The following is a 12874-nucleotide window of genomic DNA, read 5'->3' as shown; positions in this document are numbered from 1 at the left end:
TCTATCACGCGTCCGGCGCTAGGACAAAATCATGTATGACTTCGTAGAACGCCCCGTCTGGGTGTTCAGCGGCGATGCGTTCTGGATCCTCGATCAGATCGAACTTGGCCAGCAGACTTTCCTTTACGCCAAAGACTGCGTCGGAATGGATGTACTCATCGTCAGGGTCAAAAATATGCGTGACCAGCGTCTCATACCCGTCGGCTTCCAGAATGTAATGAAGATGGGCCGGGCGGAAAGGATGCCGACCAAGGCTGCCCAAGAGTTTGCCAACAGGGCCATCATCTGGGATCGGATAAAACCGCGGTTTGGCGCCCCAGAAGTGATAAGTGCCATCCGCTCCGGTGCGGAACACACCGCGCAGGTTGAAATCAGGTTGGATGCCCTTTTGCTGTACATCATAAAACCCGTCATCGTTGGTTTGCCAGACATCTATCTTGGCATTCGCGATGGGCTCACCCGCAGTGTTCAGGATCCGTCCTTTGATCAACATAGGGTGCCCTTTGCCATCCAGACAGATATTTGCGCCCATTGGCAGTTCGGGCACATCTGGCACGTGAAACGGGCCAAGAACCGTGGACTCAGACGCGCCCGAGGGTTTGCGGTTGTTGATCGCATCGACCAGCATCGAGACGCCAAAAATGTCGCTGAGCAAAATGTATTCCTGCCGCCAGTCGTCTGACTTATGCCCTGTCTCGGTCAGGAACTTGATCGCGGTCAGCCACTCGTCTTGTGTCGGTTCGATCTCTTTCACGGCGGCATGGAGGTGTTTGGTGATCACCGAGATGACCTCGGCCAAACGAGGCTCTGTGCTGTCCGCGATGCGGCTGATCACGACGTCGGCCGAGTTTTCTTCGGTGAAATAGCCTTTGTTTACTTCGCTCATCTTAGCCTCACTTCGCTAGAATTTGGGACATAACCCGGGTCAGCTCTGCTTCAGGATTATCCGCGAGCGCTTCCTGACGCCAGCAGACATGCTGGTCTGGGCGCACAAGGATGCAACCAGAGTCCCCTATTTCGCGGGCACGGGCCCAGTCGCCGACGTGATCAACATAGGTTTGACGCGGTCCGATCACATGGGCCTTCAGCGTGATGCCAAGCGCCGCACTGACCTTGGCGGCGGCCTCTACCCAAGCTTCGCCACCCAGCCCCGTAAGCAGGGTAAAGCTGCCGCCTCCGGTGATATCGAGCGTCGAGTGCTTGCCTCCTTCTGCATCAAAGAGCCAGGCATGTGGGATCCGCGCGCCGGGCCATGTGGTGGGCTGATAGTGCAGATCCGCGTCTAGCGCGAAATCCGGTTCCATCTGCCCATCAGTGACGATGGCATCTGATTTATAGCGTTGGTTCATCTCGACACCGTGAGCATCGAATTCGTATTTCTTGAACGCTATGGCATCGCGCAGCGCGGCGCGTTGCTCTTCGGCGGCTGCTGTCGTGCCACAGCGCGCGTCCATATTGGCTTTGATCTTTTCGACATCCGTGCCGCCGGTCATGCCCAAGGCCTCAAAGATCGGGCCGAACTCGGCAATCGACTGGTTCGCGCGAGTGACGATCTGCTTCGCCACGGGCGCGCGCTCTGTGTTGTAGCTCTCCAGCAGACGCTCTCCGGCCTCGCCTTTCAGCACCGCCGCCAGCTTCCAAGCAAGGTTGAAGGAGTCCTGAATAGAAGTATTCGAACCCAACCCATTGGACGGCGGGTGACGATGGGCAGCATCGCCCATGATAAAGACGCGACCGCTCGACATCTTTTCGGCATAGGCGTTGTTCACGGTCCAGGTGTTGGCGCTGATGAGTTCGATCTCTAGCTCCGGATCCCCGACCAACTGCCGTGCCACATCGGTGGCCATTTTCTCGTCGACTTCAGGCGCGGGTTCATTGATGTCATAGCCCCAAACGATCAGCCATTCGTTCCAAGGCCGCACCATCCGTACAAGCCCCATGCCGATCCCGCCCACATCCGCGCCGGGCTGCATGACCCAGTAAAGCACCGAGGGGCGATGCGCGACGTATTTGCTGAGGTCGGCTTTGAACAGAATGTTCATCGACCCGCCGACACCCATTGCGCCCGAAATCTCAAGACCTTCGTTTGAGGCCACGAGGGAATTGCCGCCATCCGCACCAACCAGATATTTCGAGCGGATGGTGAATTCCTTGCCAGACAGGCGGTCCAGACAGGTGGTCGTGACCCCCTCGGCATCCTGCTCGTGGCTCAGGTATTCCGTGCTCATGCGTGCTTGGGTGCCGCGTGAGCAGGCGGTTTTGAACAGCAAAGGTTCCATAAAGGTTTGCGGCAGATCGTTCATGAAGGTCGGGCTGCTCAGCAGATGCTCGGCCTTTGACAGAGGATGCGTGCCCCAGCTTTTCATCCGGCCGATCTCTTCGCCGGCTAGACTTTCGCAAAAGACGTTCTCGCCCATCAGATCCTGGCCTGCTGCGTGCATATAGGCCTCGTCCTCGACCTCTCGCCCCAAATCCCGCAGGACCTCCATCGTGCGCTGGTTGGTGATATGCGCGCGCGGGGTATTGGCCAGCCAGCGATAGCGGTTGATGGCCATATTTTCGATGCCATAGGTCGACAACAGCGCCGCCGTGGCCGAGCCCGCAGGCCCCGTTCCAATGATCAAAACATCTGTGGTCATATCGGCCATGGTTAGTCCTCCAGGTTATCTAGTTGGCCGCCCTTCAGGCGACGTCGAATTGGGAAAAGTTGCAGCCCCGTGCGTTCGGAAATCAGCCCCCAGATGCCGCGCGGGGCGATAAGCATGATGGCAATCGCAAGGACGCCAAGGCTGAGCAGATACCAGCTGCCAAAGTCCGCAAGCAGCGATTGCAGGGCAAAGAAGATCAGCACGCCAAGGATCGGGCCTTCGATTGTGCCGATGCCTCCGATCACGACGATAAAGATCACATAGGCGGTCCAGTCGGTGACGGAGAAGGCCGCATCCGGTGAGATCCGGGCCTTTTGCATATAGATGAGACCTCCGGCGAGGCCGGTTCCGAAAGCAGAGGTCAGAAAGACCATCCATTTCATGCGACCGGCATCCACACCGACGGATTTAGCGGCTTCGGTGTTGTCGCGTACGGCGGCCAAGGCGAGGCCTCTGCGGGTGCGCAGCAGCCAATAAATGCCGCCGATGGTCGCCAAAGCGAGCAGCAGAGCCAGCCAATAGGCAAGAATATCACGCGCGGCTGACGTCTTGACGCCCAACAGCGCTTTGATCGCATCGACAAACCACATGTCCTTGGTGGCCGAGCGCGGCAAAGACGTGCCCGTTCCCCCGCCCAGCGTTTTCCATTGGGCCAGCAAAAGGCGAAAGACTTCGGCGATGACCCAAGTGCCGATGGCGAAATAGGCCCCTTGCAGGCGGAAGGCAAAGAAGGCGGTCGGGATCGCGATCACCAAGGCTGCGACGCCGGATAGAAGGATCGCTGGAACCGGATCCATGCCCGCAAGAATGACGCCTCCGAAAAGCGCATAGGCGCCCATGCCGACAAAGGCCTGCTGGCCGATGCTCACCAGCCCGCCGTAGCCTGCAAGCAGATTCCAGAACTGGGCCAGAACCAGCATGGTCAGGATAAAGAACATATCCTGAATGGTGCTGCGCCCTGCGTAAAGTGGCAGAAGGATCAGCGCGATCACGAGGGCTGCGCCAAGCAGAGCCGTCACATTGGACGCGCGGGTGCGGGTTTCTACGACATAGGTGTTCATCAGTCATGCGCCCTTGGGAAAAGTCCACGCGGACGCACAAGCAGCACCGCGAGGAACGCCAGATGGCCCGAGAGGATCTGCCACTCGGGATTGATCGCCGCGCCCACGGTTTGGGCTACGCCGATAAAGATGCCACCGATCAGCGTGCCCCAGAGCGAACCGAGGCCTCCGATGATGACCGCTTCAAAGGCATAGATCAGGCGCGCGGGGCCAACGCTCGGGTCGAAATTGGCGCGCAGGCCAAGGTAGATCGCTGCGATGGCGACGATGACCAGCGCGAGCCCGGTAGCGGTGGCAAAGATATTGGCGGGCTTGATGCCCATGAGGCTGGCTGTCACCGCATCATCCGAGGTGGCGCGGAAGGCGCGGCCCAGAGAGGTGCGGTAAAACAGTTGGTTGAGACCGACGATCACCACGATGGCCGAGGCAAAGGTCAAAAGCGGCATGACACCGACAGTCACAGGCCCCAGCGACACAGAGGCCGTGGTCAGAGCATCCGTCGGCAGCCGTTGGCTATCGGCAGAAAACCCTTCGAGCAATGCGTTTTGCAGGACAATCGACAGGCCGAATGTCACCAGCAGCGGCGGCAGGATGTCATCGCCCAGAGTGCGGTTCAGCAGGAACTTCTGCAGCACCCACCCTAGTGCGAACATCAGCGGCATGGCGATCAGCAACGCCACAAAGGGCGACAGCCCCAAGAGCGTCACGAGGACGAGGATCAGATAGGCCCCCATCACGATCAGATCCCCATGCGCCAGATTGACCAGCCGCATGATGCCAAAAACGAGGCTTAGCCCGGCTGCAAAGAGCGCATAGAGCCCTCCCAGCAGGACGCCTTGAACGAGTGTGTCGATCCAGATCAATGGCTTGCTCCGAAATATGCGTTGTGGATGTCGTCGCGGCTGAGCTCGTCTGGGCGGCCCGACAGGGTGATGCGGCCTTCCATCATGCAATAGACGCGGTCCGCGACGGCCATAGCTTGGCCGATGTCTTGCTCGACGACGATCAGGCTGGCCCCGGCGGCTTTGATTTTGGGAATGCTCTTGTAGATATCCTTGATCACCACCGGCGCGAGGCCGAGGCTGATCTCGTCACAGAGCAAGACCCGAGGGTTGGACATCAACGCGCGGCCAATCGCGACCATCTGCTGTTGTCCGCCAGACAGAGCTGTGCCGGGCGAATTGCGCCGCTCTTTTAGGATCGGAAAGAGATCGTAGATCGTTTCAAGCGTCCAATGCCCATCGATCTTACGCCCGTAGGTGCCGATCAAAAGGTTCTCTTCGACGGTCAAAGACGGAAAGAGCTTGCGCCCTTCAGGCACCATGGAAACACCCTGCGCCATGATCTCATCAGCGGGGGCTCTTCCGATCTCGGCGGCCTCAAGGCGTACCATCTGGGGGCCATTGCGCAGCACGCCCGAGATCGAGCGCATGAGGGTCGTCTTCCCTGCCCCATTCGCGCCGATGATGGCGATGGTCTCGGCCTCGTTGATTTCGATATCCACACCAAAAAGCGCTTGGAAGTCGCCATAATGGGCGGTCAGATTATGGGTTGCGAGCAAGGCCATCAGACATCAATCCCCAGATAGATTTCTTTGACTTCGCGGCTGGCCATGATCTCGTCGGGGTCTCCGATGCCGATCACCTTGCCAAAGTCCAGAACCAAGAGCCGTTCGACCACAGAAGTGAGCGCATGCAGCACATGTTCGATCCAGATGATCGTGACGCCCTGGGCGTGAATGTCTTTGATGGTCTGGATCAGCGCTTGGCATTCACCTTCGGTCAGACCGCCAGCGATTTCATCCAGCAGCAAGAGCCTCGGTTCCGTCGCCATGGCGCGTGCCAGCTCTAGCCGTTTGCGTTCTAAAAGGCTGAGCTGCCCTGCCGGTGTATTCGCTCGCCGCAACATCTCGGTTTGTTCAAGAACCGTGGCGCAGGCTTGCTGAACTTCACCCTCGGATTGGTTGCGACCATGGGTGGCGGCGACCAAAAGGTTTTCATAAACCGTCATCTTCTCAAAGGGTTGCGGGATTTGAAACGAACGCCCAATCCCCGTCAGACAGCGCTCCATCGCCGAAACATTGGTGACGTCGCGCCCATCGAAATGGATCGAACCTTCATCCGCTTTAAGGTTGCCGGTGATCAGGTTGAACAGCGTAGATTTCCCGGCTCCATTCGGCCCGATGATCCCCAAAGCCTGCCCCTGCGGGACATCAAAGCTCGCGCTGTCTGTCACCTTCAAGGCTCCAAAGCTTTTGGATACGTTTTTGAGCGCCAAAATCGACATAGGAATTCCCAGTGAAGAAAGGACTGCGACGCGCACAACTCGCGCGCCGCAAAGGAGGAGAAGCTTAACTGATCGCTTCCATCGACCCGCCGGTCGGGATGTTTGGATGATCAGAATTGTCCACGATCACGAGGTCATAGCCACCGCCGTCTTTCAGACGCCATTGGCCACCCACCAGCGGGGTTTTCGCCACGTTCTTGGCCGCAAACGGCGGCAGACCTGCGCCGTCAAAGGCGATACGTCCGACGATGGACTGCAGCTCGGTTGCGGCAATGGCTTCGGCCACAGCATCCGCGTCGCCTGTGTCATCCACGCGCCCCATAACATTGGCCGCCATCTCAAACAGCGCATGCACAAAGCCGATCGGCTGGGTCCATTGCTTGCCTGTGGCTGCGGTATAGGCCCCTGCGAGGTCTCCGGCGGATTGGCCGGTCAGGGATGAGGCGAACGGATGGCTCGGAGACCACCAGACCTCGGAAGACAGGTTATGACCCTGATCGCCCAGCGCCTCGACCGCTTGCGGGAAGAGGATCGCCTTGCCAATAGAGGCGGCTTTCGGCGTAAAGCCCTGCTGCTTCATCTGGGTCCAGAAGGTGGTGAAGTCCGGCGGGATCGGCACGCCTGTGATGATGTCGGCATTGGCCTGTTTAAAGGCATTGATCTGCGCCGTGAAATCATCCGTCAGGTTCTGATAGCGGCCCGGATCTGTCAGACCATAGCCTTGGGCGGCCAAGGCGGGTGGGAAGCCAACATTTGGATCACCCCATGCATTGCCGTCCCCGTCATTCGGGAACAGCCCGCCGACCTGCTTGTTGGTATCGAGCTGGTTCCACATGGCAGTGAAAACAGAGATCACGTCCTCAAGCCCCCAGAAGAAGTGGAACGAGTATTCAAACGGCTCCCAGGATCCCGGATCGCCGGGGTTGCCCTGCTGGCCAATGAAATAAGGCTGCCACGGCGCAACGGTCGAGATCACAGGGATTTCCTCGGCCTCACAGGTCGTCGCGACCGGGTTGGTTGTTTCAGGCGTCGAGGCCACGAGCATCATGTCGATCTCGTCGTCCAAGATGAGCTCTTTGGCGACTTCGGCAGCGCGGTTGGGGTTGGACTGGCTGTCCTTGACGATGACTTCAAAATCCCCACCGACGGCGGAATTCATAAAGCCATTGATGATAAAGCTATCCGCCTCGGAAAATGCCGCCAAAGGACCGGATTGCGGGCTGACATAGCCCAGCTTGATCTTTGCGCCCATCGCCAGCGCCGGGGCGGCAAGGCCACCGGCGGCCAGAGTCAGACCGCTCGCCGCGGATGTCTTGAGTAGTTTACGTCTGGTGATCATCGTCTTTCCTCCCAAAATGACGTGGTCTTAGAATGCCGGAACGTCTCCGGCCCAAGCTGATTGCAGCAGCGCACGGATGTCTTCGCGCGTCACGGGTTGTGGATTTGGATAGGGTTTTTGCACCGCGAGATCGGCCGCGTGATCCAGATCGGCCTCGGTGACCCCAAGCGATTTCAGCGCCAGCGGAGCCCCAAGCGACTTGCCAAAATCATAGAGCGCCCGCCCTGCGTTCTCGCCGCCCAAGACCTCGGTGATTGGGGCAAGTTCATCCGCCGCTGCGCGTGCATTATAGGCAATCGCATGCGGCAGAATGATCGCATGCGTATCAGCATGGGGCAGATCAAACGTCCCGCCCAATGTGTGGCAAAGCTTGTGATGCAGCGCCATGCCAACGCGACCAAGCACAGTGCCGCAGGCCCAAGCCCCACGCTGAGTTAGTGCGCGTGCGTCAAGGTCGTCCGGGGCTTGCACTACTTTCGCCATGCCCTGCGCCAGATCTTTCAAACCTTGGATCGCCAAATTCGTGGTCTCGGGCGTGCGGTTTTCCGCATAAAGCGCTTCGGCGGCATGGGCCATCGCGTTCAGACCAGAGGTTACAGTCATGCCAACGGGCAATGTGGCGACAAGTTCGGGGTCGTAAAGAATAACGCTCGGCAGAACTTTGGCGTCCGTGAGGGTCGTTTTGACCCCGTTTTCCGTTTGCCCAAGAATGGGCGTGGCTTCGCTACCCGCGTATGTGGTGGGGATCGTGATCTGCGGCAGGCCCGTCCGATAGGCGAGCGCCTTGCCCAAACCAACGGTGGACCCGCCTCCGACTGCGACCAAACAATCGGCACCGGACAGAGACAAATGACTTAGTGCATCCTCGGTGACATCCACCGGCGTGTGCATTGCTGCCTTGGAATAGACACCGGCGGCGGCATCCCCAAGCGCTTCGCAAATCTCGAGCGCGAGATCGCATTGCTGGGGTGTCGACAGCACCAAGGCCTTCGTGCACCCAAGGCGGGCGACTTCATCTGCGACCTCAAACCGAAGTCCAGCGCCGTCGCGGACGCGCACTGAATCAAAGTCTTCTTGTCTAAGCGCTTGTGCCATATTCGGGCCTCCTTGCTGCAAAGCTAGGCGACACAAATTCGCAAGTTGATAAAATTAACGATCAACAATATACCTTTTTGGTATGCAAATAGACCCAAACCATCTCAGAATACTTGCAGCCATCGTCGATGAAGGCGGACTGAGCGAAGGCGCGCTGGCCCTGGGCAAGACACAACCCAGCCTCTCGCGGGTGGTGTCCAACCTTGAACAGCGGCTGAATGAACCCCTGTTTGAGAAAGGGCGTCGCCCCCTAAGACCCACGGAACTCGGACGCAGGCTGGCCGATGAAGGACGCGCCATTCATCTGGCGACCCAAGCCGCCGAAGACATAGTGGACCGCTTCACGCGCGGGCAGGCAGGCAGCGTGCGCGTGGCGGGGTCTCCGATTTTCATGGATGGGGTGATTTCCAATATCATCGCCGGGTTTCAGCAAAACCATCCCGACGTGCGTGTGGATCAAAGCTATGGGTACGCGTCAGAACTGATAGACCGGTTGGAGCTGGGCACGATTGATTTGGGCATATGCCCGATGCTGGATGAGGATGTGCCAGAGGGGTTTGAATTTCGTCCCTTCCTTAAGGGGCGAAATGTGATCGCCTGTAGCGCGGGGCATCCGCTCGCGCGCAAAAAGAGCCTGCGACTGGAGGATATCTCGGAATACCCGTGGATCACCCAACCTGCTGGAAGTCCTTTGTATCAAGACTTGCGCGATGTGTTGCGCAGCATCGGGATCACTGATTTCAAAGTGAGTTATTCGGGTGGGTCCCTGTCGTCGATCATAACAATTCTCGCGGGCTCGGACGCTATGACCGTCTTGCCCTATTCGGTGGTCTTCATGCACCCTGGCAAGGTCATCCACGCGCTGCCGATCCGCATTCAGCATCCAAAACGCGAACTTGGCCTGCTGATGAAAACGGAAAATGACCGAACGCCAGCGGTCCGACAGTTCGTCAAAAATGTATCGCTTCAGTTTCAAAGCCTGTCTCGCGCCATCACCGAGCGCCAACGCACGGAAGTGTGGAGAGCTTAGAAATTCAATGTATTGGGCGCTGGGAAACTACGTTCTATTCCGCCGAAACACATGTCTTACGACAAAGCAGGAGCTGGTTCGGTGCAGTCTCTGAATTGCTGCACGGGTTCTGCTGCGCCTTCCAAACTGAAAGACACCGCAAGGTTCGAGGTGAAAGCTGTCACGCGTTGATTAAACTCGAGCCCGTTTAGGACATTTCCAAAGCCGCTGTCCGACACACTCAATGTACTCCCTTGGATCACCTGTCGGTCGGTTCCAATCGTGAGCGCTTGCCCGCCATCAAAGCCCATACCGAAGTTCGGAGCCGGATCCCAATTCCTGCCTTCCAGAGTGATCGCAAGTTGATACTGCGAAGGCTCGGGATCAAAAGTTACAGTGATCTGTGCAGACGGGTTTTGGTGAAAGAGCGTGCAAATTGGGTCAGGAGAGAATTCCCACGCAAGTGCTGGAATGGGAAACAGCAAGAAAAGAACGAAATGGCGCATACTTGAAACTTAGACTAGAGCCCCAATCAGGCAAGAGGCGCGCATCGGTCGATCAACCTTAGAAAATCGCGACTGTCGATACCCCCTTGTTTAGGCAGATCGACATTCGAAGCACCCAATTGGTGCCGTACAGTTTTCAAATTGGAGTCCCAACCACGCGCGCTATCCTCAACTGATGCGCCAACAGATTTGGACCAATGTTCAAAATCCGCGCCGCTCCGATACCTTGCTCACTTTGCTGGTGGCGCCCCTGTTGTTTCGCGCTCTACCAATTTCGCTGGTACCAATGTCGTGGACGGCGGCATATTCGGTTCATTCATACGCTCCAACAAAACACGCGCAAGTTTTCGGCCCAGCTCATAAGGCGAAACGGCCAATGTGGTCAGCGGATAGGTCGCGTATTTTGCATCTGGCGTGTCGTCAAATCCGACGACGGAAATCTCGCGGCCCGGGCGCATACCGACTTGACCAATCGCCAAGCTGGCACCAATCGCAACCATGTCGCCGTTACACACAACCGCCGTTACCTCAGGATGCTGCTTCATCAAATTGTGCATGGCTTCGATACCAGCAGAGCGGCTGTCCTGACAGTCAACAATGTGAATGTCATCGATCCCCCGGGCATTAAGAGCCTTGCGACAGCCTTCGATACGTTCAGAACGCACATCCACATTCGCTTCGCCACCCAGATAGGCAATTTTGGTGTGCCCCAAATCCAAAAGATGATTGGTCGCGGCAAATGTTGCAGCCGCGTTCTCAATACCGACGTGATCTAGTTCTCCGAATTCCGGCCGCCTCAGAAAGGTAACGCTAGGCAAACCATGCGTGTTCAATAGATCAAAAGTCGATTCAGGCGTGTCAGCCGCGGGAACCCAAATCAGCCCGCCACGAGAGGAACGAATGAACGCTTCAAGCTGTTTTCTCTGGCGCACCACGTCGTCGCGTGCATCAAGCACCGACAATAGATAGCCCTCGTCTTCCAGCAAATCACTGGCACCGCTGATAATCTCGGCATTGAAACGGTTTGCGATCTTGTGAATGGACAGGCCAATTTCATGGTTGGCACCAGACCGCATGGAAGCTGCTCTTGCGTCTGGAACGTAGTTCAGTTTTTTGGCTGCTGCCTTCACCAAATTTCGAGTGGTATCAGAAATTCTCCCGGTACCACGCAACACCTGACTGGCGGTCGCGATAGACACGCCGGCCTGATTGGCGACGTTTGCCAGAGTCGGTTTTTTCGTCATCTTTCCTGCCCCAATCTAGCAAAAATAGGATCAAATCGACAAAACGTTGTACCATTTCACTTCAAATAATTTACCATTATTCCCCTTATTAATCAATATTAAAGACCTCTAAATGACCACCCCCTAAGGAAATTACGTCAACATATGATTGACTTTGGTTAAACGTTGCATCACTTTTATCTCGACTTGGATCCGAGTCGGCTTGATGCTGCAATTGCACAATCCTGCCGGACCTAAGCACAGCAAACTGATGGTGTTCGGGAGTGAGCGCCTTGTTGCAAAAGTGGATCTCGCGAAGGCGGACCACAGATAGGGAGAGAGGAATGTCCTTTAATTTTAGACTGGCCGGCGCCGTTTCCGGCCTGGCACTTATTGCATCTGTAAGCGCTGCAGTTGCGCAAGAGATCCGCGTTTGGACGACAGAAACGCAGCCTGCGCGCCTTGAGCGCCAACAGCAAATGGCCGCCGATTACGAAGCAGCATCCGGCGTCAAAGTGGAAATGATCCCAGTAGACGAAGGCGAATACAGCACGCGGGCCACCGCAGCCTTCGCGGCCGGCGACCTTCCAGACGTTATCTACTTCCCACTTCAGCATGCGCTGCCATGGGTTGAGGCAGGCATTCTGGATGCTGAAGCTGCACAAGAAGTGCTGGAGACCTTGGGCGCTGACACCTTTGCACCAGGCGGTGTTGCAATGGCACAGACTGATGATGGCGTTGCGGGCGTTCCGGTCGATGGCTGGACCCAAATGGTTGTTTACCGCAAAGATCTCTTTGAAGAAAAAGGTCTTGCCGCGCCAACGACCTATGCCAACGTGCTGGCCGCGGTTGAGGCATTGCACAACCCACCAGAAATGTTTGGTTTTGTGGCCGCAACCAAGGTTGACGAAGGTTTCATGAGCCAGGTTCTGGAGCATGTTCTGCTTGCGAACGGCGCGACTCCGGTGGACGAGAACGGTTTCTCGGGCTTTGACGAAGCGAAAACTGTAGAAGCTCTCGAATTCTACAAAGCGATCGCAGAAGCCTCCCCTCCTGGCGAATTGTATTGGAAGCAGTCTCGCGAGCTTTATTTCGCGGGCCAAGCGGCGATGATCATCTGGTCTCCATTCATCATGGACGAACTGGCAGGTCTGCGCGACGCAGCACCTGTGACCATCAACGACGACCCAACGTCGCGTGAGCTGGCGAATGCAACTGGCTTCATCACCAACTTTGCAGGCCCATCCAACCCTGCTGGTGCCGCATGGGCAGATACGCGTTACTTCGGCATCACCGCAGACGCTGACACCGAAGCTGCGCAGGACTTCGTCGAATTTGCAGTCAGCGAAGGGTATCTGGATACTCTGGCCATCGCGCCTGAGGGCAAATTCCCAATTCGCAACGGGACCGCGGACAACCCAACCGCCTATATCGACGGCTGGTCCAAGCTGGACGTTGGTGTTGACCGCCGCGCGCCACTGTCCGAGCTTTATCCGGCTGACGTGATCGCGAACATCGTGTCCGGTCTGGATGTTGGTCAGCGCTGGGGCGTGTCCGAGGGTCAACTGGGCCTCGCGTCCAAGATCATCAACAGCCAAGCAATCAACCGCGTGACCCGCGAGTACATCGACGGGACCATCAGCGCGACCGACGCTGTGGCAAAAATGAATGCGGAACTCTCTGAGCTAGAGTAACTTTCTCCTCAGA

The 12874-nt window shown here is 57.2% G+C and carries 12 protein-coding genes; 2 read left to right on the top strand and 10 right to left on the bottom strand.

The window, feature by feature from the left end; genetic code table 11:
* Nucleotides 1–4: 4 nt before the first annotated feature.
* The 8 genes from HZ995_RS11475 to HZ995_RS11440 all read right to left on the bottom strand — a co-directional run bounded on the left by HZ995_RS11475 (nt 5) and on the right by HZ995_RS11440 (nt 8429).
* Nucleotides 5–886, bottom strand: a complete 882-nt coding sequence (locus HZ995_RS11475; protein WP_209355790.1) for an intradiol ring-cleavage dioxygenase — start codon at nt 884–886, stop codon at nt 5–7.
* A gap of 7 nt (nt 887–893) precedes the next feature.
* Nucleotides 894–2648 carry an FAD-dependent oxidoreductase gene (locus tag HZ995_RS11470; protein WP_209355789.1) on the bottom strand — a complete coding sequence of 585 codons (1755 nt, stop codon included), beginning with the start codon at nt 2646–2648 and terminating at the stop codon, nt 894–896.
* 2 nt (nt 2649–2650) lie between these two features.
* Nucleotides 2651–3709 (bottom strand): branched-chain amino acid ABC transporter permease, encoded by a 1059-nt coding sequence (locus HZ995_RS11465; protein ID WP_209355788.1) that lies wholly within the window; start codon nt 3707–3709, stop codon nt 2651–2653.
* Nucleotides 3709–4572 (bottom strand): branched-chain amino acid ABC transporter permease, encoded by an 864-nt coding sequence (locus HZ995_RS11460; protein ID WP_209355787.1) that lies wholly within the window; start codon nt 4570–4572, stop codon nt 3709–3711. Before HZ995_RS11460 ends, HZ995_RS11465 begins: the two co-directional genes overlap by 1 nt.
* The gene (locus tag HZ995_RS11455; RefSeq protein ID WP_209355786.1) at nt 4569–5276 is read right to left on the bottom strand and encodes an ABC transporter ATP-binding protein; all 708 of its coding nucleotides are present in this window, start codon (nt 5274–5276) and stop codon (nt 4569–4571) included. Before HZ995_RS11455 ends, HZ995_RS11460 begins: the two co-directional genes overlap by 4 nt.
* A complete protein-coding gene (locus tag HZ995_RS11450; RefSeq protein ID WP_209355785.1) occupies nt 5276–5995 on the bottom strand; it encodes an ABC transporter ATP-binding protein in 720 nt (239 codons plus the stop codon). The genes HZ995_RS11455 and HZ995_RS11450 overlap by 1 nt, the downstream gene beginning before the upstream one ends.
* A gap of 64 nt (nt 5996–6059) precedes the next feature.
* On the bottom strand, nt 6060–7334 hold the full coding sequence (locus tag HZ995_RS11445; protein WP_209355784.1) for an ABC transporter substrate-binding protein: 1275 nt from the start codon (nt 7332–7334) through the stop codon (nt 6060–6062).
* A gap of 27 nt (nt 7335–7361) precedes the next feature.
* Nucleotides 7362–8429, bottom strand: coding sequence for a maleylacetate reductase (locus tag HZ995_RS11440; protein ID WP_209355783.1), 1068 nt, complete (start codon nt 8427–8429; stop codon nt 7362–7364).
* 82 nt (nt 8430–8511) lie between these two features.
* On the opposite strand from HZ995_RS11440, the gene HZ995_RS11435 reads away from it, so the two are divergent.
* Nucleotides 8512–9459, top strand: a complete 948-nt coding sequence (locus HZ995_RS11435; RefSeq protein ID WP_209355782.1) for a LysR family transcriptional regulator — start codon at nt 8512–8514, stop codon at nt 9457–9459.
* A gap of 56 nt (nt 9460–9515) precedes the next feature.
* Here HZ995_RS11435 and HZ995_RS11430 read toward each other — a convergent pair whose 3' ends face one another.
* Together HZ995_RS11430 and HZ995_RS11425 are read right to left on the bottom strand one after the other, a co-directional pair.
* Nucleotides 9516–9944: a hypothetical protein gene (locus tag HZ995_RS11430; RefSeq protein ID WP_209355781.1), complete on the bottom strand. Its 429-nt coding sequence runs from the start codon at nt 9942–9944 to the stop codon at nt 9516–9518.
* Between the two features lie 230 nt (nt 9945–10174).
* Entirely contained in the window at nt 10175–11188 is a 1014-nt protein-coding gene (locus HZ995_RS11425; protein WP_209355780.1) for a LacI family DNA-binding transcriptional regulator, read from the bottom strand.
* 323 nt (nt 11189–11511) lie between these two features.
* On the opposite strand from HZ995_RS11425, the gene HZ995_RS11420 reads away from it, so the two are divergent.
* Nucleotides 11512–12861 (top strand): ABC transporter substrate-binding protein, encoded by a 1350-nt coding sequence (locus tag HZ995_RS11420; RefSeq protein WP_209355779.1) that lies wholly within the window; start codon nt 11512–11514, stop codon nt 12859–12861.
* Nucleotides 12862–12874 lie beyond the last annotated feature (13 nt).

This window comes from Cognatishimia activa, assembly GCF_017798205.1.
In the GTDB taxonomy this organism is placed as follows: Bacteria; Pseudomonadota; Alphaproteobacteria; order Rhodobacterales; family Rhodobacteraceae; genus Cognatishimia; species Cognatishimia activa_A.
This window is presented reverse-complemented; position numbering and strand designations above follow the sequence as displayed.